This window comes from Pseudomonas sp. C8002 (genome assembly GCF_013385765.1).
In the GTDB taxonomy this organism is placed as follows: Bacteria; Pseudomonadota; Gammaproteobacteria; order Pseudomonadales; family Pseudomonadaceae; genus Aquipseudomonas.
Window position 1 is genome coordinate 231,109 of record NZ_JACAPJ010000002.1, and the last position, 26,509, is coordinate 257,617.

Here is a 26,509-nt window from a genome sequence, read left to right on the forward strand (position 1 = left end):
TCAAGCCACCGGTACTGGAGAAAGAAAGCATGAGCAACTGGTTAGTAGACAAACTGATCCCTTCGATCATGCGTTCCGAGGTGAAGAAAAGCTCGGTTCCTGAAGGTCTTTGGCACAAGTGCCCATCCTGCGACGCGGTGCTGTACCGCCCGGAGCTGGAAAAGACCCTGGACGTTTGCCCCAAGTGCAATCACCACATGCGTATCGGCGCCCGCGCCCGCATTGATATTTTCCTCGACGCCGATGGTCGCTCCGAACTGGGCGCTGACCTGGAGCCGGTTGACCGTTTGAAGTTCCGCGACGGCAAGAAGTACAAGGACCGCCTGACCGCGGCCCAGAAGCAGACCGGTGAAAAGGACGCGCTGATTTCCGTCAGCGGCAAGCTGCTGGGCATGCCGGTGGTGGTTTCGGCCTTCGAATTCTCCTTCATGGGCGGCTCGATGGGCGCCATCGTCGGTGAGCGTTTCGTACGTGCCGCCAACTACGCGCTGGAAAACCGTTGCCCGATGATCTGCTTCGCCGCCTCCGGTGGTGCGCGGATGCAGGAAGCACTGATCTCCCTGATGCAAATGGCCAAGACCTCCGCGGTACTGGCGCGTCTGCGCGAAGAAGGTATTCCGTTCATCTCCGTGCTGACCGACCCGGTCTACGGCGGTGTGTCCGCCAGCCTGGCGATGCTGGGTGACGTGATCGTCGGTGAGCCGAAGGCGCTGATCGGCTTTGCCGGCCCGCGTGTTATCGAGCAAACCGTTCGCGAAAAACTGCCGGAAGGCTTCCAGCGCAGCGAGTTCCTGCTGGAGCACGGCGCGATCGATCTGATCATTCCGCGCGGCGAACTGCGTCCGCGCCTGGGTAGCCTGCTGGCGCAAATGATGGGCCTGCCGACACCTGTGTACGTCGCGCCTAAAATCGAGCCGATTGTCGTGCCACCGGTGCCTGCAAACATATGACCCAACGTACCCTGGGCGAATGGCTCGCCTACCTTGAGCAGTTGCATCCGTCAGCCATCGACATGGGCCTGGAGCGCTCGCAACAGGTAGCGGCCCGCCTCGGGTTGGGCCGGCCGGCGCCGCGTGTGATCACGGTGACCGGCACCAACGGCAAGGGCTCTACCTGCGCCTTCGTCGCGGCCTTGCTGCAAGCCCAGGGCCTGAAGGTCGGGGTGTACAACTCGCCGCACCTGCTGCGCTACAACGAACGGGTGCAGCTCAATGGCGTCGAAGCCACTGACGAGCAACTCTGCGAAGCCTTCGCCGCACTTGATGCCGGGCGTGGCGAGATTTCCCTGACCTATTTCGAGATGGGCACCCTGGCGGCGTTCTGGCTGTTCGAGCGTGCGCAGCTGGATGTGGTGGTGCTGGAAGTCGGCCTGGGTGGGCGTCTGGACACGGTCAACGTGGTGGATGCCGACCTGGCGCTGATTACCAGTATTGGTGTCGACCATGCGGACTACCTGGGTAACACCCGTGAGTCCGTGGCCTATGAAAAAGCCGGGATCTTCCGCCAGGGCAAGCCTGCACTGTGCGGCGACCTGGACCCGCCGCATACCTTGCTGGACAAGGTGCGCGAGCTGGATTGCCCGTTCTTCCTGCGCGGGCGTGATTTCAATCTCGAGATTGGCGACCAATTCTGGCAATGGCGCGGGCTTGACGCGCGCGGTCAAACCGTCGAGTTGCGCGACTTGCCACTGCTGAACCTGCCGATGGAAAACGCCGCGCTCGCGCTGCAAGCCTACCTGTTGCTGGATTTGCCCTGGCATGCCGAGCAGATTGCCGCTACGTTGCAGGCTACTCGCGTGGTGGGGCGCCTTGACCGGCGCACGTTCGACTGGGAGGGCAAGCGCCTGAACCTGCTGCTGGACGTGGGGCATAACCCTCACGCCGCTGAATACCTGGCCAGGCGCCTGGCACGCACGCCGCCCGCCGGTCGCCGCCTCGCGGTGTTCGGGTTGTTGTCCGACAAGGACCTGGACGGCGTGGTTGCACCCTTGCTGGGCGACGTCCAGGCCTGGGCGGTTGCACCGCTGGATACGTCCCGCAGTCGTCCTGCCATCGAGTTGCAGGTTGCCTTGCAGAACCTTGGCGCGTCCGTGACGTCCCATGCAAGCGTGACAGCCGCCCTGGAAGCCCAGTGCGCGGTTGCGACGCCTGAGGATGAGATTCTGTTGTTCGGATCATTTTATTGTGTTGCCGAGGCGCTCGAATGGTTGGCCCGGCGCTCCACGGAGGAAGCTGCACATGGCATTACTGGATAGCGCATACAAGCAGCGAATGGTTGGAGCCCTGGTCCTGGTGGCGTTGGCGGTGATTTTCCTGCCGATGCTGTTTTCCCGTCAGGATGAGCAGCGCCAAGTGACCGTTGAAGCGCCAGCTGCGCCCCAGGCGCCTGCGGTGCCTCAGGTTCAGGTTGAGCCGGTGGTGGTTCCCGAGCCGCAAGCGCTGCCGGAAGAAGAGCCGGTGCCGACCGATGACGAAGTGGCTGCACAGCAAGCGCCGTCGATGCCGGTGCAGCCGAGCGTGCCGGTGGTTAAGCCTGCGCCTGCTGCTCCTGCAGTTGCTGCGAAGCCTGCGGCGCCGGCGCCAGCGCCAAAACCTGTGGCCCCGCAACCTGCGGCACCAGGCAAGCCGGACGTGGGCCAGAGCCGTATTGACCCGAATGGCTTGCCGATCAGTTGGTCGATCCAGCTGGCCAGCCTGGCTAACCGCGAAAGTGCTGATGCGTTGCAGAAGAAGCTGCGCACCCAGGGTTACAACGCCTATATCCGCAGCGCCGATGGCAAGAACCGGGTATTCATCGGGCCGCTGATCGAGCGCGCCGAAGCCGATCGCCTGCGGGACCTGTTGGATCGCCAGCAGAACCTCAAGGGTTTTGTGGTTCGCTTCCAGCCCGAAAAAGGCTGAGGCTGCAAGGATTCAAGCTGGGATGCGGTCAATGTGGGAGCGGGCTTGCTCGCGAAGCGGTGTATCAGTCAGCAGATTTATTGGCTGCCCCACCGCCTTCGCGAGCAGGCCCGCTCCCGCAAGTGTTTTGGGTGTGCCGCAACAGGCCGGTTTCCCCTATAACTCATTGATTTCAAATGCACTGCCAATCACAGCTTACCGATAGCCCAGCGCTCTGCTAAAATGCGCCGCCTTATCCGTCTGTAGGCTGAACTGTGCCATTTACCTGGGTTGATTGGGCGATCGTTGCAATCGTCGCCATCTCCGCTTTGATCAGTCTGAGCCGCGGCTTCGTCAAAGAAGCATTGTCGCTGCTGACATGGATCATCGCAGGAGTTGTAGCCTGGATGTTCGGCGGTTCATTGTCTGTCTATCTGGCCGGATACATCGAGACACCTTCGGCTCGCGTCATCGCGGGCTGCGCCATCATGTTCATCGCCACGTTGTTGGTGGGGGCAATGGTCAATTATCTTATCGGCGAATTGATACGCGTCACCGGCCTCTCCGGGACCGATCGATTTCTCGGCATGGCCTTCGGCGCCGCGCGTGGCGGCTTGCTGGTGGTCGTGGCGGTCGGGCTGTTGAGCCTGGGGCCGGTACAGCAGGATTCGTGGTGGCAGGAGTCGGTACTCGTGCCAAAATTTCTATTGGTTGCAGATTGGTCCAAAAACCTCATTTTGGGGTGGAGCAGTCAGTGGCTGGCCAGCGGGATCAGCGTACCCGCTGATCTTCCGTTCAAGGAACACCTCTTGCCGGCCAAAACGCCTCAGTAAGTTGTGTTCAGTCAAGATTCATTAAGTAGGGGTTGCGTCGCATGTGTGGCATCGTCGGTATCGTCGGTAAGTCGAACGTGAATCAGGCGCTGTATGACGCGCTAACCGTCCTCCAGCACCGCGGCCAGGATGCTGCCGGTATTGTGACCAGCCACGACGGCCGGTTATTCCTGCGCAAGGACAATGGTCTGGTGCGTGACGTGTTCCATCAGCGCCACATGCAGCGCCTGGTCGGGCACATGGGCATTGGCCACGTGCGCTACCCGACAGCGGGCAGCTCGACCTCGGCCGAAGCCCAGCCGTTCTACGTCAACTCGCCCTATGGCATCACCCTGGCGCACAACGGCAACCTGACCAACGTTGAACAACTGGCCAAGGAGATTTACGAATCTGACCTGCGCCACGTCAACACCAACTCGGACTCCGAAGTACTGCTGAACGTGTTCGCCCACGAGCTGGCCCAGCGCGGCAAGCTGCAGCCGACCGAAGAAGACGTGTTCGCTGCCGTGACTGACGTGCACAACCGTTGCGTCGGTGGCTATGCGGTAGTGGCGATGGTGACCGGCTACGGTATCGTCGGTTTCCGCGACCCCCACGGCATCCGCCCGATCGTGTTCGGCCAGCGTCATACCGACGAAGGCGTCGAGTACATGATCGCTTCCGAAAGCGTGTCCCTGGACGTGCTGGGCTTTACCCTGATTCGCGACCTGGCGCCGGGCGAAGCGGTCTACATCACTGAAGACGGCAAGCTGCACACCCGTCAGTGCGCACTGAACCCGAAACTCACCCCGTGCATCTTCGAACACGTCTACCTGGCGCGTCCGGATTCGATCATCGACGGTGTTTCGGTGTACAAGGCGCGCCTGCGCATGGGCGAGAAGCTGGCGGACAAGATCCTGCGCGAGCGCCCGGATCACGACATCGACGTGGTTATCCCGATCCCGGACACCAGCCGCACCGCTGCGCTGGAGTTGGCGAACCACCTGGGCGTGAAATTCCGCGAAGGCTTCGTCAAAAACCGTTACATCGGCCGTACCTTCATCATGCCTGGCCAGGCTGCGCGCAAGAAGTCGGTGCGCCAGAAGCTCAACGCGATCGAGCTGGAGTTCCGCGGCAAGAACGTGATGCTGGTGGATGACTCCATCGTACGCGGCACCACCTGCAAGCAGATCATCCAGATGGCCCGCGAAGCCGGTGCGAAGAACGTTTACTTCTGTTCCGCCGCGCCTGCCGTGCGTTACCCGAACGTGTACGGCATCGACATGCCGAGCGCCCACGAACTGATCGCCCACAATCGTTCGACCCAGGACGTTGCGGACCTGATCGGCGCCGACTGGCTGATCTACCAGGACCTGCCGGACCTGATCGAAGCCGTCGGTGGTGGCAAGATCAAGATCGAGGAGTTCGATTGCGCGGTGTTCGACGGCAAGTACGTCACCGGCGATGTCGACGAGGCCTACCTGAACAAGATCGAGCAGGCCCGTAACGATTCCTCGAAGATCAAGACCCAGGCGGTCAGCGCGATCATCGACCTGTACAACAACTGAGTAGACACCGGCCCTGAGGGGCCGGTTTTGTATCTTTGATAAAGCATTCGAGTTGAGGAGTAGAGCATGAGTCAGGAATGGGATGCCGGTCGCTTGGACAGCGACCTCGATGGCGTAGCTTTCGATACCCTGGCTGTGCGCGCCGGCCAGCACCGCACCCCGGAAGGTGAGCACGGTGACCCGATGTTCTTTACCTCCAGCTATGTGTTCCGCACTGCGGCCGACGCCGCTGCGCGTTTTGCCGGTGAAGTACCGGGCAACGTTTATTCGCGTTACACCAACCCGACCGTGCGCGCGTTCGAAGAGCGTATCGCCGCGCTGGAAGGCGCCGAGCAAGCTGTCGCCACTGCCACGGGCATGGCCGCGATTCTCGCGGTAGTCATGAGCCTGTGCAGTGCCGGTGACCACGTCCTGGTATCGCGCAGCGTGTTTGGTTCGACCATCAGCCTGTTCGAAAAGTACTTCAAGCGTTTTGGTATTGAAGTCGACTACGTGCCGCTGGCGGACCTGTCCGGCTGGGACGCGGCCATCAAGGCCAACACCAAATTGCTGTTCGTCGAGTCGCCGTCCAATCCATTGGCCGAGCTGGTGGACATTGCCGCATTGTCCGAAGTGGCCCACGCCAAGGGCGCGATGCTGATCGTCGACAACTGCTTCTGCACCCCTGCATTGCAGCAGCCGCTGAAGCTGGGCGCAGACATCGTTGTGCACTCGGCCACCAAGTTCATCGACGGCCAGGGCCGTTGCATGGGTGGCGTGGTTGCCGGCCGCAGCGAGCAGATGAAGGAAGTGGTGGGCTTCTTGCGCACCGCCGGCCCGACCCTGAGCCCGTTCAACGCCTGGATCTTCCTTAAAGGCCTGGAGACCTTGAGCCTGCGGATGAAGGCCCATTGTGCCAACGCCCAGGCCCTGGCCGAGTGGCTGGAGCAGCAGGACGGCATCGAGAAAGTCCACTACGCCGGCCTCAAGAGCCACCCGCAACACGAGTTGGCCCAGCGCCAGCAGCGTGGTTTCGGCGCCGTGGTGAGTTTCGAGGTCAAGGGCGGCAAAGAGGGCGCCTGGCGCTTTATCGATGCGACTCGCCTGATCTCCATCACCGCCAACCTGGGTGACAGCAAGACCACTATCACTCACCCGAGCACCACCTCCCACGGCCGCCTGGCGCCGCAGGAGCGTGAAGCTGCCGGGATTCGTGACAGCCTGATCCGCATTGCCGTGGGCCTGGAAGACGTCGCTGACCTGCAGGCCGACCTGGCCCGTGGGTTGGCTGCCCTGTGATCGAGTGGTCCATGGAGGCGGCGAGCGCCAGTAACGGGCGGGTCGCGCTGGTGACCGGCGCGGCGCGGGGCATCGGCCTGGGGATTGCCGCCTGGTTGATCAGCGAAGGCTGGCAGGTGGTATTGACGGACCTGGACCGAGAGCGCGGTTCCAAGGTGTCCAAGGTGCTCGGCGACAACGCCTGGTTTATTACCATGGACGTGGCCGATGAGCGGCAGGTTGCCCAGGGCGTGGCCGAGGTACTTGGCCAGTTCGGGCGCCTGGATGCGCTGGTGTGCAATGCCGCCGTGGCCGGCCCGCGCAACATCACCCTGGAAAGTCTCGACCTGGTTTACTGGAATCGTGTACTGGCGGTGAACCTCAGTGGTCCCATGTTGCTGGCCAAGCACTGTGCGCCCTACCTGCGGGCCCACGGCGGCGCCATCGTCAACCTGGCGTCGACCCGGGCACGCCAGTCGGAACCGGACACCGAAGCCTATGCGGCGAGCAAGGGCGGTTTGCTGGCCCTGACCCACGCGTTGGCTATCAGCCTCGGGCCGGAAGTACGGGTCAATGCCGTCAGCCCGGGCTGGATCGATGCCCGTGACCCGGCTGCACGCCGTGCCGAGCCGCTGACGGATGCGGATCACGCCCAGCACCCGGCGGGCAGGGTAGGCACTGTGGAAGACGTAGCGGCGATGGTGGCGTGGTTGCTGTCGCGCAATGCCGGGTTTGTCACCGGGCAAGAGTTCGTCGTCGACGGCGGCATGAGCAAGAAGATGATTTACACCGAGTAGGGCGGGTCGCGGTCCTGAAGCCATTTTGTCTTTTTCAGAAAAACTTCAAGCAGGCTATTGACTTAGGTCCGCTACCTGCGTAAATTTCGCGGCCTCAACGAAGCAAAGGGTGATTAGCTCAGCTGGGAGAGCATCTGCCTTACAAGCAGAGGGTCGGCGGTTCGATCCCGTCATCACCCACCACTTCTTGAGAGTTTTGCCCTAGGGCAAGACGCAACGTTAAAGGTTGCACCGACGCGCAGCGGTAGTTCAGTCGGTTAGAATACCGGCCTGTCACGCCGGGGGTCGCGGGTTCGAGTCCCGTCCGCTGCGCCATATTTTCCAGGTCTGATGTTTCAGATTTGAGATTGAACAGCCAAGGCTGGTCAGTCAGATGTTTGAAGGCGGTTGAAGGTGACACTTCAGCAGTCTGAGCGATACGCAGCGGTAGTTCAGTCGGTTAGAATACCGGCCTGTCACGCCGGGGGTCGCGGGTTCGAGTCCCGTCCGCTGCGCCATATCTGTTCCAGGGCCCACTGAACGCCCTGAGACGCCAAAGCAAGCCGCTGGCTTGGTTGGATCGATAGCAAAGACCCTGGTCGAAAGACCGGGGTTTTTTGTGTCTGCGATTGGGTGCCGGCGCGGCAAGTACAGGGGCCGGCAAGCCAGCCCCGTGGTCCGGGGTCAGAATCCCAGCTTGTCCCGCAACCCGTAATACCATGCCCCCAGCGCCGCAAACGGCGTGCGCAACAGTTGTCCGCCGGGGAAGGGGTAGTGCGGCAGGCCGGCAAACGCATCAAAACGTTCTGCCTGGCCCCTCAGCGCTTCCGCCAGTACCTTGCCCGCCAAGTGGGTATACGTCACGCCATGGCCGCTACAGCCCTGGGAGTAGTAGATGTTATCCCCCAGGCGACCAACCTGCGGCAGGCGCGACAAGGTCAGCAGGAAATTGCCGGTCCAGGCGTAGTCGATCTTCACGTCCTTGAGCTGCGGGAAGGCCTTGAGCATCTTCGGCCGGATGATCGCCTCGATATTCGCCGGGTCACGCGCGCCGTACACCACGCCACCGCCGAAGATCAGGCGCTTGTCGCTCGTCAGGCGGTAGTAGTCCAGCAGGTAATTGCAGTCCTCGACGCAGTAATCCTGTGGCAGCAGCGTCTTCGCCAGTTCATCGCCCAGTGGTGCGGTGGTAATCACCTGCGTACCACACGGCATCGACTTGGCCGCCAGTTCCGGAACCAGGTTCCCCAGATAGGCGTTGCCCGCGACAATAATGAACTTGGCCCTGACCTTGCCGTGCGCCGTATGCACCACCGGATTGGCGCCGCGCTCGATGCGAGTCGCCGCCGACTGCTCATAAATCGTGCCGCCCAGGGACTCCACGGCTGCCGCTTCGCCCAGCGCCAGGTTCAGCGGGTGAATGTGCCCGCCGCTCATGTCGAGCAGGCCGCCCACATAGTTGTCACAGGCGACCACCTCGCGAATGCGCCGCTCGTCCAGCAACTCCAACTGAGTGTGGCCGTAGCGCTCCCACAGGCGCTTCTGCGACTCCAGGTGGCCCATGTGCTTGCTGTTCAGTGCCGCGAACACACCGCCGTCCTTCAGATCGCACTGGATCTGATACTTGGCCACCCGCTCCCGAATGATCCTGCCGCCTTCAAATGCCATGTCGCCGAGTAATTTCGCCTGCTGGGGGCCGACACTGCGCTCGATCACATCGATATCACGGCTGTAGCTGTTGACGATCTGCCCACCATTGCGGCCCGACGCGCCAAAGCCTACCTTGGCAGCTTCCAGCACTGTCACGCGAAAGCCGTTTTCCAGCAGGAACAGCGCACTGGACAGGCCGGTATAACCGGCGCCAATCACGCACACATCGGTTTCGACTTCACCTTGCAGCTCTGGGCGAGGAGGTACCGCATTCGCAGACGCGGCGTAATACGACTGGGGGTAGGGGGTGTTCGCCATCCTGGAACCTCTGTTTTATATTTTTTACGAGTGCGCCGATCCTACCTGAGTTGAAAATCCGCTGCCAGCCGCCGGAAAATACGGTTGTGCTGGCCACAAATAAAAAATTCGCATATTCATAGGCTTAGCTGCAAAAAAGGTGTTGACACCCCTCGGGAATTCCGTAGAATGCCGCCTCACAGCAGGCACGTAGCTCAGTTGGTTAGAGCACCACCTTGACATGGTGGGGGTCGTTGGTTCGAGTCCAATCGCGCCTACCAAACAAAATCCGCTCTGCTGGGCGGTCTAGAAGGGCTCACCGAAAGGTGAGCCCTTTTTTGTTGCCTGTGTTTCGTCCTGAATGAGGTCTACACCTTCTGATCTATTTCCAGGAGGGCGTAATGGAGACAGGAAAAAGGCGTAGCCATCGAGACTACACGCTGACCTTTAAATTGTCGGTCGTCGACCAAGTCGAAACGGCGAGCTGGGCTGTAAATAGGCTCAAGAGCGCTACCGGATTCAAGGCAAAACCACCGTTCTGACGCGGTTACGCAAGCGTGGTCGGCAAGAGTGTAGCCCCGGCACATAGATTGGCTCGCCGGGATTGGGTCTGTGCCCGACAGAAACCGACCACTAACGCCATGGCAACGCATCAAAGATGCTTGAAGAACAGTTGGCGTTTTCCAATCAGAAAGCGCAGTTTTTCGAGGCGGTCGTGGATGTCTTGAAAAACGCCTACGGTCTCTCTGTCGTAAAAAAGCGTCCCGGCAATTCCTCGCGCATAAACCAATCCAGAACCTGAGCATCAGCAGGGCTTGCCAGTGCTTGGGGATAAGCCGACAGGCTTACTGCAAACGCAATCGCACCGATGCAACTCGCCTGGTTCTGGATCAGAAAGTTGCCGACTTCGTTCAACAAAAAAGTCAGCGTCGGCCGCGTCTGGGTACCCGAAAGCCGCACCACTTGCTGCGTTGCCAGCCTCAACTTGAACTGCAAGTGGGGCGAGATCGGCTGTTTTCGATCCTGCACCGAAGGCGTTTACTGGTGGTCCGCGAGCGGGCGTAGCACAAGACGACCGACAGTCATCATCGCTTTCTGCGCCATCCGCACCTACTTAAACCGGGTCCTGATCAGGTTGTTCCAATCGGTCCGGAAAAAATCCGGGTAGCTGACATCACCTAACTGCCCGTTCAGGAAGGTGTGGCCTATCTGAGACTTGTGACGGATGCTTTTTCGCGAAAGGTCGTGGTTACCAGGTCCATGAAAGTCTGCACACCGAGTCGGTAGTGCAGGTTACGTCGAGCCGTGAATCAGGATCAAACCGCGCAGCCACTGGTTCATCACTCGGACAGAGCCGGCCAGTATCGCTTGGGAATATACCAGGAACAGCACGCGAAACACGGCATCCGGTGTTCCATGACGGGCGGCTATGACTGCTACCAAAATGCTTTGGCAGAGCGGGTCAACGGGATCTTGAGGGCGGCGCTTCTGCCTGAGCGACAACAGGATTTCATGCAGTCCGTTGAGCCAAACGTTACTCAGCGCATGCTCAACGAATTATCGCCATCACCGACGAATGGGGGGAACGCCGTGACCGCGCTGCGGCTTGGCAGGCGTACGCCGGAGCGATTGCTCGTTGATTGCGATCAAATGTATAAACGGTAGGTCTTGACAGGACAGAGATTCCTTCTCACAGAAGGCACGATAAAAAACAATATTATCAATTGCTTGCGCAAGACCTTTATAAAATAACTGTATGGATGTACAGTTAGTCGGTGCCGATTTGGCGCCAATAAAAGAATTAAGAGAGAGTTCATGCCGATTTACAGAGATACCCCTTACGTCTTCACCCCGGACCCTGAGAATGATAATGGGCCACGGATCCAAGCGCTGTTGAAAGCCGGTTACCGTTGGCTCCAAATCAACGGCACCGAATGCCCAATCGGCACCACCGTTCTTCTGAATCGTGACGACAAATGGCCGTATAGCGGGCAGATCATTGAGCCAGCACCTGGCATCGACAAGGTGACAATCGACTGCACAGGCGTGGGCAGACACCCGGATCAGCCGTCTAACCCTAGCTATGCGGCTATCGACTATCAGGGCAACGTGCGTCCGGCCAGCTACCTGACCGCCATCGCGCATGTGAATACGACCCAGATCTTTGTCGGTGACTCATCGAAGTACACCAACGGCGACTGGATCGTTATTTCCGACGCGTCGACTGACTTCCCCAATATGCCGCTGCCACTCGATGGCCCTATGGAAGTCCGCCAGGTCATCTTTGTTCTGGCTGGATCGTTGATCATCAACCGCGTGATCAAGCGTGAACACCCGCTGGGCGCCATTGTCGCCAAGTGCACGCCGATCCAAAACGTATACATCCGCAACCTTGAGTTCACCGGTAACGCCACCGTCGGCCTGCATATGCACTACGCGCAGCAGTGCGTACTTGAAAACATTACGTCGGTGGATTGGAGAGGTCGATGCATGCTGTTGCTCGACAACGGCGGTGAGAACAACCTGATCCTGAATAGCTACTGTACCGGTACCGAAGCAGGCGTAGGCCCTGAGCAAAATGCCTGGGGTGTGGTGGTGGAGGGGCAGGACTCGACCAAAATAGTTAACTCTGGCGGCGAGCGGTGCGGCAACGGTGCGGCGATGACCTATAGCATTGACACCGTGTTCGTAAACACCCGGGCCAGGCTGAATACGGTGAACGCCGCTGTAACGTTTGCATCTATCCGTAGCGGATTCTTGAGGCCAAAAGTAGGCAGCCCGCTCGCCCTGAACACATACATCAGTGATGATAGCGTCGATTGTTACATCGTTAATCCACAGCCGTTTTCCTAAAAACAGGCATTAAAAAGCCCGCATTTTGCGGGCTTTTTCATGTTACAGCGGAACGTGCTGCAGGTTTTTAGGATCGTCGAGTGACCTCGCGATCTTCTTGCCAAGGATATGTGTCGGGTTTTCGATGGCCTTGTGTATCAACCAAGATAACAGGATCGTTATAGCTGTTTGAATAATCAATGCCGGAATTTCGCTGATACCTTGGTCGATCATGATGCGCATTCCTACGATGCCAAAGGCACCATGGCATGCATACAGGGGGTAGCTGATATTCGCCAGGAAGTCGAACACCGGGCCGCCACTCCAGTCCTGGGCCAGTAGGTAGAAGGATGTGAACAGTGCAAAGGCGGCACAGTAGGAAACGATAACCTCGATCTGCCACCCCTCTGTGATACAGCTGTAACCGAAAACGCAAAGCATTCCTGCGGAAATGGCAAACAGCCGTTCAAGACTCAGCAGGCCTCGGAAGTGATAATTAAACGCCACGCCGATCAGCATGAAGAAGATGTATTTGATCGGGTAAACAAAGGCGGCAAGCGGTCCCGTTTGGTAGATATTCCCCGGATAGAGGTTCGCGGCCAGGATGGTTGCGATACCCAGGGCGAATAGAGGAAAGAGCTTGCCCCTGCCAATCATCGACCAACACAGAAGTACCACCAGGTAAAACTTGATTTCCACTTCAAGCGTCCACACAACCCCGTCCAACGGTGTCGAGCTGCCGAACCAGTCACGGAACAACGACATCTGCATCAGTACTTGTGGTGCAGTGTATGAGGTTGTGTAACCCATGTAGCCCGCAGCAACCTCCAGCGCACCAAGCGTGATCAGCAGCCCGACAATGTAGGTAGGCCAGATCCTGAACAACCGACCTATGACAAACTTCGTTTTTGCGAGCTGCTTGCCTTGCAGGCTGGCGACTGAGATTGGAATCACCAGGCCACTGATCAGGAAGAACAAAGCAACACCGAACGCACCCATGTTCAAATTGTCGAGCGGGTTGAAGACGCTGATCATCATGCCTGGAAACGGGTTCTCCGCAAGTGCCGGAAGGCCGCCGAATTCACCGCGGAGATAGTTGAACATCAGGATGTAGTGGGCAATGACCACACAGATGGCTGCGATACCGCGTAAGGCGTTCGCAAAAGCGATCCGTTGCATGATTTTTCCTTTTTATTTCTGACATGTTTCGATTTTGTGGCGAATTCTATACAGATTGCACTCGTAAAGCCAAAAGCTGGTGTCATTCTGCCTATGTTGTGAATTTCTTTAGCTCCGTCAGCAGTTGCTGGTTCTCCCTGAGCAGGTAGTCGCGTTGGTCGGCAGCAAGCTTCATGCTGAGAATGCCGGGCTCCGTGGACGCCCGCTTCAATTCGCCGAGTTCGATCTGCGGTGTCTTCAGAGCGCTCTCTGCCTTCTTCGCTCAAGAAATATTCCCTGAATGGCTTTCTCTTGCCCCCAACCCGAAGGCTTCCCTAGGACTGGCGATCATTCCCTCTCGCGAGGCGCTCTAAAAAACGATACGTATGCCTAGTGCGGCTTATGCTTTTTATTTAATTGACCGGATGGAATGCAGCGTGAGGTTGGGCAGGCATTGTTGAATTATTTTTTGAGCTTAAGTTGAATGCGCGTCGCCAGTAGAAACCCATTATCAGCAGAAATATAGGGCCTGTAGATGGGGAAGAAAGACCATCTTGAAATACATTGAATACAGTAAAGAATGGTATGACCATTGCCATCATTGCAATGTAAAATCTCTTTTGAAATTCATCGCTTTGAGGGATTTTGAAGAAAGGTTTTACGATGCTCCACAGGAATATCAGATAGAACAATCCAGCAAGACCTCCCATTTTCCAAATGGCACCTAAATATTGATTGTGTGGCGTATAACCTGATGTGCTCACATCGTTATCGAAGTAGCCAAGCTCAGAGTTAAAAAGCCCATAGCCACCAAAGCCAGTACCAAATATCGGGCTGCTTATTAAGTCATCAATAATTATCATGTACAGGCCTAATCTTCCTGATGAAACTCCATCCCAATTTCCAGAGTAGATGTTGTCTGTCATCAAAAGTATTTTGGCGAATAATTCAATAAAGTAGTCTGAAAAAATCGCTATTATGGTTGCAGATGTAACGATGGCAAGCGTGATGTATAGAGCAGCTCTAAATATCCTGCCGACTGTCATTTTTCCCGCGAAGAAGCAACATAAGCAACTAACGATTAAACCAAATGCAGCTTGTCTAGATCCACTGCCTAGGACGAGTATCAAGCTGCACAACATTCCAGTGTACGAAATAATCCGTATGCTTTTTTTGGGTTTCATGATTACGCCTAGCGCTAGACAAATCATGAATGCCGTCGAAAAAAATACAGCTATTCCATTTATTCCATTGCTACCATGAAATTTCATACCGAAAAATGTAGGGTCGAAGACGGCGCCGTAAATGACTTCGCCTGGGATACGCTCAAATTCAGTAAATATAGTAACGTGGCCCTTCATGAAAATCGCGTCAACCGTTGCTGCAAGCGCGGTTGCCGTGAGTAGATAGATTAATGTCTTGTTGAACCTGTCAGGGTGAATGCTTGACTCTCCAATGTTTCTACCCAGCAAATAGACCAGGTATGGCTTGAAGAAAAACGCTATGGAGAAAATAGATCTGGCGATGTTTCCCGGCTGGATAAATAATTGTATGTATATTAGTGAGATGAAAGAGAAAATTATGCTGAGTAGCAGCCACTTATTTATCTTGTGGTGAATGATTAGTATGTAAGGGAGGATAAGTAGGCATAGAAAGTCAGATGGGGCAATTTCAACGCCAAGAGCAGGCACGAATATTCTTAGTGGAATGCACAGTAAAACAGCTGATAAAAATAAAAGCATGTTCGACTATCCCTGTAGTAACAAAACTTAAAAAAGCACACTTCATGCATTCTTTATTGTCTTGAGCGCCTTTTGAGGCAGCGTCATGCCGCCCATCTGCGCGCCAGAATAGTCAACTTGTCATGGCAAGCTTGCCGAAAGCGCGAAACGTGATCGAAAATTAATAAGTGGCATGATGGTTCCTTTGTATTGCGGTAATCGAAGATCCGTTCGAATTGCTGAAATTGTAGACGTGTTTCGGTGTAGCGAGAGGATTTCGAGTTGCTCGGTTGGCAGGACACTGGGAGTGGGTGACTACTGTAGGAATATACAACCCTAAGTTATTGATTCTTATAGGGTGAAACGGCAAATTCGTAGCCTTCAAAAGGGAGAATTTTCCCCTGTGGATCAATCGGTTACATATTTCTCGGGATCACCTTCAAATGGTGGGGGTCGCTGGCTCGAGTCCAATGGCGCCGACCAAACAAAATCCGCTCTTCTGGGCGGTCTGGAAGGGCTCACCGAAGGGTGGGCCCTTTTTTGTTGCGATGTGCGAAGCCTTTGCAACCTACCTCCTCAAAATGACAATTCGGCGTCCCTCCCTGGCTTTTCGATTTATCCCGTTGTGCTTCTTTCGAGCGTGCTTCGGCATCTTCTTTTCCCGTCTCCGATCAGCCTCACTGAACGCGACAACGGAGTGATCACGCGTCCGGCGCGTGTGATGCGTATGGCGGTGTCGGTGGGCAATAAAGTGAGCTAGAGAATACTGCTTTTGTAGGATTTTTAGCTGTATATATGTACAGTTTTTTTCGCCAAAAAATGGCCATGGGAAATCGGGAGAAGTCATATGTCAATTTACAGCGATACCCCTTATGTTTTTACGCCGGATCCCTCTGCGGATAACGGCCCTCAACTCCAGTCGGTGATGAAGGCCGGATACCGCTGGATTCAAATCAATGGCACTGACTGCCCGATCGGGACAACAGTCCTGCTAAACCGTGATGACAATTGGCCCTACAGTGGGCAGATCATCGAGCCAGCACCAGGGATCGATAAGGTCACTATCGACGTTTCAGGGATCGGTCGTAACCCGCTGGACCCAACAGATCCGAGTTATGCCGCCATCGACTACCAGGGTAATGTTCGCCCGGGCAGTTATCTGACCGCGCCGGCCTACGTCAATACGACCGAAATCTCCGTGGCTGATACCACTCCGTACACAAACGGTTCCTGGATCGTCATCTCGGATGCTTCAACCGATTTTGCAACCTACCCGATGCCACTCGACGGCCCGCTGGAGGTTCGCCAGGTTATTTATGTGCTGGCTAACTCATTGATTGTTAATCGCGTAATCAAACGTGATCATCCCCAGGGCGCAATCGTGGCTTTATGTGACCCGATTAAAAACGTGTACATCCGCAACCTTGAATTCACCGGGGACGCTGCGGTAGGGCTGCATCTGCACTACGCACAACACTGTGTGATCGAGAACATCACGTCGGTCGACTGGACTGGGCGCTGCATGCTGCTGCTGGACAACGGTGGTGAGTACAACACCATTCTTGATAGTTATTGCACGGCTACAGAGCCAGGTGTCGATCCTGAACAGACCGCCTGGGGTGTCGTCATCGAGGGGCAGGACTCTACCCGCGTGATTAATTCAGGTGGTGAAAATTGCGGCTTGGGGATGGGGATGAATTACAGCATTGATTGTGTGTCGATTAACGCAAGGGCTCGCCTCAATACAGTAAACGTTGGGGTCTATACCGCATCCATTCGTACGGGGTTCCTTCGACCTGCGACCGAATCCCCTCTGATCCTGGATAACGTCATCACTTCAGACTGCGTTGATTGCTATATGGTTGAACCCATACCTTTTTCCGGATAATCATGGAAAAAAAGCCCGCATTGAGCGGGCTTTTTTATTGGGAATATTTATTCCCAGGGTATAGGTTCGCGGCCAGCGCCGTTGCGACGCCCAGCAACAGAGCGGCCGCAATTGTCCCTTGGTAATCATTGGCCAACACAGAAGCACGGCCAGGTAGGGCAGATTCGAATGGGCGCTGAGTCGGCAGGATGCCGCGGAACCTGTAAAGCGCCCGTCCAGACGCAGTTCTGCAGCCCTTGTCATGCACTCGATTTTCTCGTCTTGCCCCTTCAGATTGCGCTTCGCAAGTCTTTCGCCTGAATGTCCTGGGGATTCCGTTCGGCAACGTTAGGACTTTTCCGAGGTTAAAGATGGCGTCGTACTACTACTCTTCCTGTGTTGTTCCGAAGGATCGATAGGCCTGCCCCGATTCGTCATAAATAACTACAGAGAGCTGCCCCATGCTTCAACTCGACTTCTATTCAACGCTGGTCGCCGCCTCCCTGGTGCTTTTACTTGGGCGCGGGCTGGTCGCTCGAGTCGGTTTCCTGCGCACTTACAATATTCCGGAGCCGGTGGCCGGCGGTTTAGTGGTGGCGGTGCTGCTCCTGGTCCTGCGTATGCTCGCTGGCATTGAGGTCCGGTTTGATTCGTCGCTGCAGACGCCACTGATGTTGGCTTTCTTTGCCACCATTGGTTTGAATGCGGATTTCGCCAGTCTGAAGAAAGGCGGGCGGGTGCTGGGGATTTTCCTGCTGGTGGTGACGGCGCTCCTGGTGGTCCAGAACGCGATGGGGATTGCGCTGGCCAAGGCGCTGGGGCTCGATCCGTTGATGGGGTTGTTGGCGGGCTCCATTACGCTGTCGGGTGGGCACGGGACCGGCGCGGCCTGGGGCGCGGTGTTCAGCGAGAAGTATGGCGTGGCGTCGGCGTCCGAACTAGCCATTGCTTCCGCGACCTTTGGCCTGGTGCTCGGCGGCCTGATTGGCGGCCCGGTCGCTCGCCTGCTGATCAAGCGCGTCCAGACGCCCGCCCTGGCGCCGGTACAACCGCTAGGGCCAAAAGGGTTCGAGCAGCCGAATCAAGAGCGCATGATCACCTCCTTCTCGTTTATCGAGACCCTGGCGCTGCTCGCCATCAGCCTGCAAGTGGGCACATTCCTCAGCGGTTTTATCCAGGGCACGGCCTTTGAGCTGCCGACGTTTGTGTGTGTCTTGTTTGTCGGTGTGGTGTTGCGTAATGGTCTGTCGGCGCTGGGCTGGCACCAGGTATTCGAGCGCGAAGTCTCGGTGCTAGGGAATGTCAGCCTGTCGTTGTTCCTGGCGATTGCATTGATGTCGCTCAAGCTCTGGGACCTCGCCGCGCTGGCCCTGCCGATTTTCATCCTGCTGGCTGCGCAGGCGTTGATGATGGCGCTGTTTGCGATTTTCGTGACGTTCCGGGTGATGGGGAGCAACTATGACGCGGCGGTCCTGGCGGCGGGGCACTGCGGTTTCGGGCTCGGTGCCACGCCAACTGCCATTGCGAACATGCAGGCGGTGACCCAGCGTTTCGGGCCATCGCAGATTGCATTTCTGGTGGTGCCGATGGTGGGCGCCTTTTTCATCGATATCACCAATGCGATCGTGATCAAGTTGTACCTGGCGCTGCCGTTCCTGGGCGTCGCGGGATAAACGCGGTTTACCGGCTTTGCCGTTTAATGACTCGCCAGGTCCTGCTTGCCCAGGACCTCGTCAATCACCCCAAGCTGCCAGGTGAAATACGGATTGAACGTCAACCGCGCGTGCATCTTGCCCGGCTCACGGTAGCCCCAGTCCGAATACCACACGTCGGCCCCCTGTTCGCAGGCGCGGGTTGCGTCGTCCGTCTGGCCGTTCCAGCAAAACCGCAGGCTGCCCTGTTCGCCATACAGAGCGTTGTCGGGTGAGAACAGCAACCCCATGTGGGAGAACTGGCTGATTCGCAACTCCGGCAGGTAGTCGGTACGCGCTTTTACACGGCGAGTATCCCAGGCGCTCTCTGGCAATGCGCCGTACCAGGCGAGGCGGCTATGGGGGTTGCTGAAGCGTTGCTGGAAGGTCTCCAGCACGTAGTGCGTATCGAGTACTGAGTCGTGGGCTGCGACGGCAATGAATACCGGCTTGTCATAGGGGCGCCGCTCCAGGTCCTGGCGGGCTAGCCGGCTGCTGCGGTAGAACTGGGCAAAACCGTTGGTGGGCACTGTCATATAGCGCACCAGGCTCTGTTGTGGCCGGCTGGCGTCTGGCGCCAGCAGCCAGGGGCGCGCCCAACTGATCAGGGGTGTCAGCCAGTCGTAGGTCATGCTGGACTGGAACGCGGGAGAGAACAGCAGCAGCCCCGCGACGTCGTCGTGTTTGTAGGCGTAGTCGAGTACCAGGTTGGCGCCGGTGGAAAAGCCGCCGAGGTAGATTTCTCCTACCTCTGCGCGAAGGATCGCAGCCTGTTCGTCCACCACCCGGCGCCAGTCTTCCATGCGTACCTGCAGCATGTCAGCCGGTTGCGTGCCGTGGCCGGGCAGCAGCACGGTCCTGACCAGGAAGCCGCGGGCGGCCAGTGCGCTGCCGATATCGTGGAAAGACCAGGGTGAGTCACCCAGGCCATGCACGAGAATGATCCCGCGCTTGGGGGCACCCGCCGGGCGCCATTCCTGCGGGGCGTTCCAGTTGAGTTCGGCATCCTTGTCGGTGCCCTGGAAGTCACGATGGTCCCGCAGCCATTGCAAGGTAGCGGCGCGATACGCTTCGAATGACTTCTGGCCAAGCGGCATGCCCGGTTCTGCCAGGGCTGTCGTGCAGAGCAATAGGGCGAGCATGCCGCAAGCAACGCTTCGGAGCGTTCTGCGCATCGATGGACGGGGCTGCATACAGGTGTGGTTGTTCAAGGCAGGTTCTCAACGGAGCGTAACCGTAAGGTCATGCACGATAATGACCTGCCTTGTATCGCCGAAAGTGCGAAACAGTAGCAAGACGTTTCCGATGATCTCAGAAACGATCCAGCCGGTAGGGCTCAAGCGCCGGCAGCCTGTTGGACGCGGCCGCAGGCGATGCCAGCCGTGCAATCAACTCCGCCGTCACCGCAGCCTGCGTCAGGCCCAGATGCTGATGCCCAAAGGCAAGCAGCACCTTGCCCTTGCACACCTTGTCGATAATCGGCAGCGAGTCCGGCAGGGAAGGGCGAAACCCCATCCACGGCGTCGCGTCCTCGGCACTCAAGTCACGACGAAACAGCCCCTGGCTCAGTCGATGCAACTGCCACGCGCGTTCCATGTTCGGTGGGCGATCAAGGCCGGCGAACTCCACGGTACCTGCCAGCCGCAATCCGCCGTCCATGGGCGTCATGATGAACTTGCGCTCCAATGACGTGACCGCAAACGGCAACCGTCCATGCTCATGGGGCAACATCAGGTGATAGCCGCGCTCTGTATCCAGCGGGACCTTTTTGCCAGTCAGTGCGCCGGTCAGGCTGGCTGAGTGCGCACCGCATGCGATCAACACCTGGCGCGCGGCCACGGTGCCTTGGTCGGTCCGCAATGAAACACCGTGCTCGTCCAGCTTCCCGCCCACGACCTGACGCTTGAGAAATTGCACCCCGCTGGCTTTGGCCGCCTCCATCAGCTCGCAAACCACCCCATAGGGATCGAGAAAATGCCCGGTGCGTGGAAAAAACAACCCGCCCTGAATCCCTTCGCTGAGTTGTGGCGCCGCGTCCTGCACCACGCTGGCGTGCCAGTGGTCCACCGGCACTTCCTGCTGACTCATGCGTGCCTGCAATGCATCAATGGCCTGTCGCGACTCGGCGCGCTCGAAGACCAGCAACGAGCCGTCTTCGCGCATCAGGTGCGGGCGCTCGATGCTGCCCAGCAGCCGGTGCCAGGCGCCCAGGCTGCCTTCATTGAGCGCGCGGATCCCGGCGACGGTGCGCTGGAAGGGCGCCGGGCGCAGGTTCAGCAGCAGCCGGGTAAACCACGGCAGTGCACGCGGCAGGTATTTCCAGTCCAGGCGCAGCGGGCCCATCGGGTCCATGAGCATGGCGGGCAAACGCGTCAGGATCGACGCATCCGCGATGGGGAACACTTGCTCGGTCGCCAGGTGGCCGGCATTGCCGAACGAGGCGCCGTGGCCGGGTTCCTGCTGATCGATGATGACCACCCGCCGGCCCTGGCGCGCCAGTTGCAGCGCGCAGGCGACGCCGATGATGCCGGCGCCCACTACGGCGATGTCTGGCATGACGTTATCGGACATGTTCTAGGCTTCCCTCTGACCGTCGAGCAAGCGCCGCAGCAGCAATGGGTTGCCGTGTTGCAGGGCCGTCGGCAGCAAGCTATCCGGGAAATCCTGGTAGCACACCGGCCGCAGGAATCGCAGGATCGCGGCGGTGCCCACCGAGGTGGTGCGTGAGTCCGAGGTGGCCGGGAATGGTCCTCCGTGCACCATCGCATCACACACTTCAACGCCGGTCGGCCAGCCGTTGACCAGCAGGCGGCCGGCCTTGCGTTCCAGGGTCGGCAGCAGCGCGCGGGCAGTTGCCAGGTCGTCGTCATCCAGATGCAGGGTTGCGGTCAGTTGGCCCTCCAGGTGTTCGCTGACCTGGCGGACCTCATCGACGTTGGCACATTGCACGATCAATGACGTGGCGCCGAATATCTCGGCTTGCAGGCTGTGATTGGCGAGAAAGTCCCGGGCCTGGGTCACGAACAATTGGGCCTGGCCCTGGTTCGGCCCTTCGGCCGGCAGACCGGTACCTGCGAGCTGAGCATGCCGGGTCAGGGTGCTGACGCCGTATTCGTAAGCCTTGAAGATCCCCGGTGTCAGCATGGTCTGGGCAGTGCTGTATCGAAGCAGGTTGGCAGCCGTGCCGACGAAGTGGTCCAGCGCTTGCCCTGCAACGGCAATCACCAGCCCGGGGTTGGTGCAGAACTGGCCGGCACCCTGGGTCAGGGACGCGACAAAACCTTGTGCCAATGCTTCACCGCGTGCGCTCAACGCAGCGGGAAACAGGTAGACCGGATTGATCGAGCTCATCTCTGCATACACCGGGATCGGCTCGGGGCGCGCCTGGGCCGCCTGGCACAAGGCAATACCGCCGCTGCGCGAGCCGGTGAAACCCACGGCCTTGATGCGCGGATCGCACACCAGCGCGATACCGACCTCGCGGCCCGAGCCATACAACAGCGAAAACACACCCTCAGGCAGGCCACATTGCTGAACGGCCCGGGCCACCGCGCGGCCCACCAGTTCGCTGGTGCCAGGATGCGCGCCGTGTGCCTTCACGATCACCGGGCAACCGGCCGCCAGTGCCGACGCTGTATCACCGCCCGCCACCGAGAATGCCAGCGGAAAATTGCTCGCGCCGAACACGGCCACCGGCCCCAGCGGTACGTGGCGTTGACGCAGGTCCGAGCGAGGCAGCGGCTGGCGTTCCGGTTGTGCAGTATCCACCCGCACATCCAGCCATTCACCCGCGCGCACGGTGCGGGCAAAGGTGCGCAATTGCTGGCAGGTGCGCCCGCGTTCGCCCTGGATGCGTGGGCGCGGCAGGCCGGTCTCGGCCATCGCCCGTTGAATCAGTTCATCGCCCAGGGCTTCGATTTCGTTGGCGATGGTTTCAAGGAATTCGGCGCGAGCGGCCAATGGCGTTTCGCGATAGCTATCGAAGGCGCTCCAGGCCAACGCACAGGCGTGTTCGACATGTTCGGCGGTGCCGCCGGCGTAGGCGGGTTCCAACGCAAGGTTGGTGGCAGGATTGATCGCCCGGATGGCCTCGCGGCTGCCTGGAATGGAGTGCTGACCAATCAGCATGGTGCCCGTCAGAGTCATGGCGTAGTCCTGGAAAGTAAAGATTGGCTTGGCGAAGAGAATCCACTGTGGGAGCTGTCGAGCCCCAGCGAGGCTGCGATGCAGGCGCTGCGGTCTGGCAGGTACACCGCAGTGATCCCATCGCAGCCTCGCCGGAGCTCGACAGCTCCCACATTTGATTTTTGCTGCCTTGAATAGTGTTAAGCGACGTTCTGCTCGGCCGACCAGTTGGCGTACCACTGGCGGAACAGCGCGTACTGGTTCTCTGCATAACGACGCTGGGCATCGCTGAGGGCATCGGTCTCGTTGAAGTGCAGGGTGTATTCCTTGTCGCCGTTGAGCACCATCAGATGTTTGTAGAACAGCACCAGGTCGCAGCCTTCGTCGAAGGACGACAGCACCGCCAGCGCCGACTCCAACTCCCGCGCCTGGCGACGTGCAGTGGCGTCGCCCTTGGCGGCTTTCTTGCTCAAGGCCACCAGTTGCAGGACTTCCCGTGGCAGTGCATTGCCGATGCCGGTGATTGCGCCGGTGGCGTTGCAGTTGACGAAGCCGTGCACCACTTGGGTATCCACGCCGACCATCAAGGTCACGTCATCGTCCTTGGAGGTGATGTGTTCGGCCGCGTAGCGCAGGTCTGCAGCACCGCCGAATTCCTTGAAGCCGATCAGGTTCGGGTACTCGCGACGCAGTTCGAAGAACAGGTCGGCGCGGGTGGCGAAGCCGTAGTAAGGGCTGTTGTAGATCACCGCCGGCAGGTTTGGCGCCGCCTTGAGGATGGCTGCAAAGTGATCCTTTTGCGCCGTCGCCGATGCGCCACGGGACAGCACCCGCGGGATGACCATCAAACCATGGGCGCCGACCTTCGCCGCATGCGCTGCATGGGCCACGGCTTCACGGCTGTTGACCGCGCCGGTGCCGACGATGGTCGGCACACCGGCGGCCACCAGGCGCGCCACGCCTTCCTGGCGCTCGGCCTCGGTCAGCAACGGCCAGTCGCCCATGGAGCCGCAGTACACCACCGCGCTCATGCCGATATCGATCAGTTCGCGGCCCTTGGCGACCAGTGCGTCAAAGTCCGGTTTGCGCTGGGCGGTGCACGGCGTCATCAATGCAGGGATGCAACCGGTGAAGATAGTGGTATTCATTGTTTCAGCTCCAGTTTGATTGAAGGGGCGGGGGCGGTTCAGATGCCCCACGCGAAGGGGTCCTGTTCGTCGATCAGCAAGGTGCTGTCGGCGGTCATGTAGGCGCGGCCGGTGATGGAAGGGCGCACACGTTCGCCCTCCCATTCATAGCTGCCTTCGAATTGGCTGCCGGTGATGCTGGCTTGTATCCACGGCTCACCGGCGGCGAGTTTCCCGTCGGCCGCCAGGCATGCGAGCTTGGCGCTGGTGCCGGTGCCGCAGGGCGAGCGGTCGTAGGCCTTGCCTGGGCACATGACAAAGTTGCGGCTGTCGGCCTGGGGGTCGTCGGCGAACAGTTCGATATGGTCGATCAGGGCGCCGTCTTCGCCGTGGATGCCCTGGGCTTCGAGGGCCTTGAGCATTGTCCAGGTGTAGTCGGTCAGGGCTTCGACGTTGTCCATTTCCAGTGCTTGGCCATGATCGGAAACCAGGAAGAACCAATTGCCGCCCCAGGCGATATCGCCGTAGACCAAGCCATGTCCAGGCACTTGCACCGAGACATGCTGGCGATAGCGATAGGCGGGCACATTGCGCAGCGTGACCGCGCCGTCGGCGTGCAACGTGGCGCTCACCGGGCCGACCGGCGTGTCGATCTTGTGCACCCCCGGCGCGATCTGCCCCAAGTGGTGCAACGAGGCAACCAGGCCGATGGTGCCGTGGCCGCACATGCCGAGGTAGCCGGCGTTATTGAAGAAAATCACGCCGCAGGTGGCATCGGCCGAGACCGGCGCGCAATACAGTGCGCCCACCAGAACATCGTTGCCACGGGGCTCCAGCAGGCACGCCCTGCGCCATTGGTCATGCCGGGTGCGCAGGTCGTCGAGTTTGTCGACCATGGTCTCGCCGGCCAGCGTCGGGAACCCCGTCATCACCAGGCGTGTGGGCTCGCCGCCGGTGTGGGAATCAATGATGTGCACTCGTTTCATAGAACAATCCATTCAGTGGTTGGCTGAGGCTCAGGAAGCCAGCTGTGCCCGGCCGATATCGGGCTCAGGGGCTTCGCTTTCGTCGTCTTCGGTTTCCAGGCGAACCAGGTGCGCCGGCACGCCGGTGGCCGCGCCCCAGTAATAAATCCCCAGCGCGCAAGCGGCGACGACCACGGTGTCGAAGGGATGGCCGAGGATGCCCAGGCCACCGAAGCTGCCGAGCTTCGACAGGATGATGGTCACGGCGTAGAAGCCGATCAGCCAGGCGGAGGAGCGAACCTGGCGGCCCAGGCTCAGGTGCAGGGTCGGCACAAAGCGCCCGCACAGCAGGTACACCACGAACATCAGGATTTGCAGGCCGAGCAGCCACGACACGGTGCTCCAGCCGGACCAGTAGACGATCAGCGCGGCGATGATGAACGACAGCGGGCCGAGCAAGCCCATCCACTTGACCCGGAACGGGCGCGGCAGGTCAGGCGCATTGCGGCGCAGGGCGGCCACGGATACCGGCGCCACGGCGTAGCTCAACACCAGCGCGGCGGACACCACGTTGATCAGCGCTTCCCACGACGGGAAGGGCAGGGTCCAGAACACAGACAGGCCAAAGGTCAGCCACAGCGCCGGGCGCGGGATGCCGGACTTTTCATCGATGCGGGTGAAGATCTTGAAGAAGGTTCCGGTTTGCGCCCAGCCGTAGATCACCCGTGGCGTGGCGTTCATGTAGATATTGCCGCAGCCGCTGGGGGAGATCACGGCATCGGCGACCACCAGGTACGCCAGCCAGCCCACGCCCAGGGCGAGCGCGATGTCGCGGTACGGCAGGGCCAGTTCCTTGGCGACGCCGGCCCAGCCGTTGGCGAGCATTTCGGTGGGAATGCCGCCGAGGAAAGCGGTCTGCAACAGCACGTAGATTGCAGTGGAGAGCAGCACCGACAGGATCAGTGCAATTGGAATGGTGCGTTGCGGGTTCTTCACTTCGCTGGCCACCGAGATGATCGGCGTCAGACCCAGGTAGGCGAAAATCACCCCGCCGGCAGACACGGCCATTTCAATCCCCGACAGGCCGAACGGCGCGAAGCCCTGGGCGTGGAAATTCTCCGGCTTGAAAAAGGTGAACAGCACGCCGATCACCAGCAGCGGCACGATGAACTTGAACACGCTGACCAGGTTATTGGCCATGGCGAAGGTCTTCACGCTGCGGTAGTTGAGGGCGAAAAACAGCGAGAGCAGCGCAAACTGCACGAACCAGCCGAGGACGGTGGGGTTGCTGGAACCCGCCTGCGTCAACTCGGGAAACCACGCCGCGGCGTATTGGCGCGAGGCGACCACTTCAATTGCCACCAGGCTTGAAAACGCGATCAGCGTGATAAAGCCCATCAGGTAGCCCAGCAGCGGGCCGTGGGAATAAACCGGGTAGCGCACCACGCCGCCGGCGCGGGGCAATGCCGCCCCCAGTTCGCAGTACACAATGCCCAGCAGCAACACGGCGAAGCCGCCCAGCAACCAGGAAAAAATCCCCGCCGGCCCGGCGATGGCGGAGACGTGACTGGCCGCGAACAGCCAGCCCGAACCGAAGATCGCTCCCAGTCCGATAAAGGTGAGGTCGATCAATGAAAGCTGTTTCTTGAACTTGCCTTGGGCTGACATGGCGGCGCCTTCTTGTGGGTTATTGGATAGGCATGCAGTGGCCATACAGTGAACCCATCAACGGCGCCGCGATTGATGTTTTGCGCAGGCTGCGATGACGAAATCAGCACAATTGC

At 59.1% G+C, this 26,509-nt stretch carries 19 protein-coding genes, 4 tRNA genes and 1 pseudogene; 15 read left to right on the top strand and 9 right to left on the bottom strand.

The annotated features are described in order from the left end of the window. The first annotated feature begins 29 nt into the window (after positions 1-29). The 10 genes from accD (at position 30) to HX814_RS02945 (ending at position 7,810) form a co-directional block, all read left to right on the top strand. The gene (gene accD, locus HX814_RS02900) at positions 30-950 is read left to right on the top strand and encodes an acetyl-CoA carboxylase, carboxyltransferase subunit beta (RefSeq protein ID WP_003212675.1); all 921 of its coding nucleotides are present in this window, start codon (positions 30-32) and stop codon (positions 948-950) included. Beyond that, positions 947-2,254, top strand: coding sequence for a bifunctional tetrahydrofolate synthase/dihydrofolate synthase (gene folC / locus HX814_RS02905; RefSeq protein ID WP_008438745.1), 1,308 nt, complete (start codon positions 947-949; stop codon positions 2,252-2,254). Before accD ends, folC begins: the two co-directional genes overlap by 4 nt. Beyond that, a complete protein-coding gene (locus tag HX814_RS02910; RefSeq protein WP_087693954.1) occupies positions 2,238-2,900 on the top strand; it encodes an SPOR domain-containing protein in 663 nt (220 codons plus the stop codon). Before folC ends, HX814_RS02910 begins: the two co-directional genes overlap by 17 nt. A gap of 254 nt (positions 2,901-3,154) precedes the next feature. Continuing rightward, entirely contained in the window at positions 3,155-3,712 is a 558-nt protein-coding gene (locus tag HX814_RS02915; RefSeq protein WP_003212681.1) for a CvpA family protein, read from the top strand. Between the two features lie 41 nt (positions 3,713-3,753). Further along, positions 3,754-5,259: an amidophosphoribosyltransferase gene (gene purF / locus HX814_RS02920; protein WP_003212683.1), complete on the top strand. Its 1,506-nt coding sequence runs from the start codon at positions 3,754-3,756 to the stop codon at positions 5,257-5,259. A 66-nt stretch (positions 5,260-5,325) separates the two neighbouring features. Then, positions 5,326-6,537 carry an O-succinylhomoserine sulfhydrylase gene (locus HX814_RS02925; RefSeq protein WP_008438742.1) on the top strand — a complete coding sequence of 404 codons (1,212 nt, stop codon included), beginning with the start codon at positions 5,326-5,328 and terminating at the stop codon, positions 6,535-6,537. Positions 6,538-6,548: 11 nt separating this feature from the next. Beyond that, positions 6,549-7,313 (top strand): SDR family oxidoreductase, encoded by a 765-nt coding sequence (locus HX814_RS02930; RefSeq protein WP_177009378.1) that lies wholly within the window; start codon positions 6,549-6,551, stop codon positions 7,311-7,313. A gap of 107 nt (positions 7,314-7,420) precedes the next feature. Further along, positions 7,421-7,496 (top strand) — tRNA-Val (locus HX814_RS02935). A 55-nt stretch (positions 7,497-7,551) separates the two neighbouring features. Continuing rightward, positions 7,552-7,628 (top strand) — tRNA-Asp (locus HX814_RS02940). A 105-nt stretch (positions 7,629-7,733) separates the two neighbouring features. After that, positions 7,734-7,810: transfer RNA gene (locus tag HX814_RS02945), tRNA-Asp, on the top strand. Positions 7,811-7,976: 166 nt separating this feature from the next. Here HX814_RS02945 and HX814_RS02950 read toward each other — a convergent pair. Continuing rightward, the gene (locus HX814_RS02950; protein WP_003212689.1) at positions 7,977-9,260 is read right to left on the bottom strand and encodes an FAD-binding oxidoreductase; all 1,284 of its coding nucleotides are present in this window, start codon (positions 9,258-9,260) and stop codon (positions 7,977-7,979) included. Between the two features lie 183 nt (positions 9,261-9,443). Between HX814_RS02950 and HX814_RS02955 the strand changes: the two genes are divergently transcribed. From HX814_RS02955 to HX814_RS02970, 3 genes and pseudogenes are all read left to right on the top strand, one after another. Beyond that, positions 9,444-9,520 (top strand) — tRNA-Val (locus HX814_RS02955). 120 nt (positions 9,521-9,640) lie between these two features. After that, positions 9,641-10,766: pseudogene (locus HX814_RS31415) on the top strand (IS3 family transposase); the annotation flags it as partial. 288 nt (positions 10,767-11,054) lie between these two features. Continuing rightward, positions 11,055-12,092 (top strand): hypothetical protein, encoded by a 1,038-nt coding sequence (locus HX814_RS02970; protein ID WP_177009381.1) that lies wholly within the window; start codon positions 11,055-11,057, stop codon positions 12,090-12,092. 42 nt (positions 12,093-12,134) lie between these two features. Here HX814_RS02970 and HX814_RS02975 read toward each other — a convergent pair whose 3' ends face one another. Together HX814_RS02975 and HX814_RS31645 are read right to left on the bottom strand one after the other, a co-directional pair. Further along, positions 12,135-13,250, bottom strand: a complete 1,116-nt coding sequence (locus HX814_RS02975) for an acyltransferase (protein WP_177009382.1) — start codon at positions 13,248-13,250, stop codon at positions 12,135-12,137. Positions 13,251-13,642: 392 nt separating this feature from the next. Next, positions 13,643-14,920 (bottom strand): O-antigen ligase family protein, encoded by a 1,278-nt coding sequence (locus HX814_RS31645; protein ID WP_177009383.1) that lies wholly within the window; start codon positions 14,918-14,920, stop codon positions 13,643-13,645. 877 nt (positions 14,921-15,797) lie between these two features. Between HX814_RS31645 and HX814_RS02985 the strand changes: the two genes are divergently transcribed. Continuing rightward, positions 15,798-16,838 carry a hypothetical protein gene (locus HX814_RS02985; protein WP_177009384.1) on the top strand — a complete coding sequence of 347 codons (1,041 nt, stop codon included), beginning with the start codon at positions 15,798-15,800 and terminating at the stop codon, positions 16,836-16,838. 440 nt (positions 16,839-17,278) lie between these two features. Further along, on the top strand, positions 17,279-18,490 hold the full coding sequence (gene gltS / locus HX814_RS02990; RefSeq protein ID WP_102368526.1) for a sodium/glutamate symporter: 1,212 nt from the start codon (positions 17,279-17,281) through the stop codon (positions 18,488-18,490). A 23-nt stretch (positions 18,491-18,513) separates the two neighbouring features. On the opposite strand, the gene HX814_RS02995 is transcribed toward gltS, so the two are convergent. The 6 genes from HX814_RS02995 to HX814_RS03020 all read right to left on the bottom strand — a co-directional run bounded on the left by HX814_RS02995 (position 18,514) and on the right by HX814_RS03020 (position 26,393). Next, positions 18,514-19,605: a carboxylesterase gene (locus tag HX814_RS02995; protein ID WP_008438736.1), complete on the bottom strand. Its 1,092-nt coding sequence runs from the start codon at positions 19,603-19,605 to the stop codon at positions 18,514-18,516. A gap of 214 nt (positions 19,606-19,819) precedes the next feature. Continuing rightward, positions 19,820-21,079: an FAD-binding oxidoreductase gene (locus tag HX814_RS03000; RefSeq protein WP_177009385.1), complete on the bottom strand. Its 1,260-nt coding sequence runs from the start codon at positions 21,077-21,079 to the stop codon at positions 19,820-19,822. Between the two features lie 3 nt (positions 21,080-21,082). After that, positions 21,083-22,654 carry an aldehyde dehydrogenase (NADP(+)) gene (locus tag HX814_RS03005; RefSeq protein WP_177009386.1) on the bottom strand — a complete coding sequence of 524 codons (1,572 nt, stop codon included), beginning with the start codon at positions 22,652-22,654 and terminating at the stop codon, positions 21,083-21,085. A gap of 179 nt (positions 22,655-22,833) precedes the next feature. After that, positions 22,834-23,781, bottom strand: a complete 948-nt coding sequence (locus HX814_RS03010) for a dihydrodipicolinate synthase family protein (protein WP_087693960.1) — start codon at positions 23,779-23,781, stop codon at positions 22,834-22,836. Between the two features lie 38 nt (positions 23,782-23,819). Beyond that, on the bottom strand, positions 23,820-24,746 hold the full coding sequence (locus tag HX814_RS03015; protein ID WP_177009387.1) for a 4-hydroxyproline epimerase: 927 nt from the start codon (positions 24,744-24,746) through the stop codon (positions 23,820-23,822). A 30-nt stretch (positions 24,747-24,776) separates the two neighbouring features. Continuing rightward, complete coding sequence (locus HX814_RS03020; RefSeq protein ID WP_102605124.1) at positions 24,777-26,393, bottom strand: APC family permease; 1,617 nt, start codon at positions 26,391-26,393, stop codon at positions 24,777-24,779. Between the last annotated feature and the right edge of the window lie 116 nt (positions 26,394-26,509).

Excerpts from the sequence above, each read along its gene's own strand:
- accD (WP_003212675.1), top strand. The coding sequence starts at position 30 with ATGAGCAACTGGTTAGTAGACAAACTGATCCCTTCGATCATGCGTTCC.
- HX814_RS02925 (WP_008438742.1), top strand. The coding sequence starts at position 5,326 with ATGAGTCAGGAATGGGATGCCGGTCGCTTGGACAGCGACCTCGATGGC.
- HX814_RS03010 (WP_087693960.1), bottom strand. The coding sequence starts at position 23,781 with ATGAATACCACTATCTTCACCGGTTGCATCCCTGCATTGATGACGCCG.
- HX814_RS02910 (WP_087693954.1), top strand. The coding sequence starts at position 2,238 with ATGGCATTACTGGATAGCGCATACAAGCAGCGAATGGTTGGAGCCCTG.
- HX814_RS02930 (WP_177009378.1), top strand. The coding sequence starts at position 6,549 with ATGGAGGCGGCGAGCGCCAGTAACGGGCGGGTCGCGCTGGTGACCGGC.
- HX814_RS03000 (WP_177009385.1), bottom strand. The coding sequence starts at position 21,079 with ATGTCCGATAACGTCATGCCAGACATCGCCGTAGTGGGCGCCGGCATC.
- folC (WP_008438745.1), top strand. The coding sequence starts at position 947 with ATGACCCAACGTACCCTGGGCGAATGGCTCGCCTACCTTGAGCAGTTG.
- HX814_RS02995 (WP_008438736.1), bottom strand. The coding sequence starts at position 19,605 with ATGCCGCTTGGCCAGAAGTCATTCGAAGCGTATCGCGCCGCTACCTTG.
- HX814_RS02985 (WP_177009384.1), top strand. The coding sequence starts at position 15,798 with ATGTCAATTTACAGCGATACCCCTTATGTTTTTACGCCGGATCCCTCT.
- HX814_RS03005 (WP_177009386.1), bottom strand. The coding sequence starts at position 22,654 with ATGACTCTGACGGGCACCATGCTGATTGGTCAGCACTCCATTCCAGGC.
- HX814_RS02970 (WP_177009381.1), top strand. The coding sequence starts at position 11,055 with ATGCCGATTTACAGAGATACCCCTTACGTCTTCACCCCGGACCCTGAG.
- HX814_RS02950 (WP_003212689.1), bottom strand. The coding sequence starts at position 9,260 with ATGGCGAACACCCCCTACCCCCAGTCGTATTACGCCGCGTCTGCGAAT.
- purF (WP_003212683.1), top strand. The coding sequence starts at position 3,754 with ATGTGTGGCATCGTCGGTATCGTCGGTAAGTCGAACGTGAATCAGGCG.
- gltS (WP_102368526.1), top strand. The coding sequence starts at position 17,279 with ATGCTTCAACTCGACTTCTATTCAACGCTGGTCGCCGCCTCCCTGGTG.
- HX814_RS03020 (WP_102605124.1), bottom strand. The coding sequence starts at position 26,393 with ATGTCAGCCCAAGGCAAGTTCAAGAAACAGCTTTCATTGATCGACCTC.
- HX814_RS02975 (WP_177009382.1), bottom strand. The coding sequence starts at position 13,250 with ATGCAACGGATCGCTTTTGCGAACGCCTTACGCGGTATCGCAGCCATC.
- HX814_RS03015 (WP_177009387.1), bottom strand. The coding sequence starts at position 24,746 with ATGAAACGAGTGCACATCATTGATTCCCACACCGGCGGCGAGCCCACA.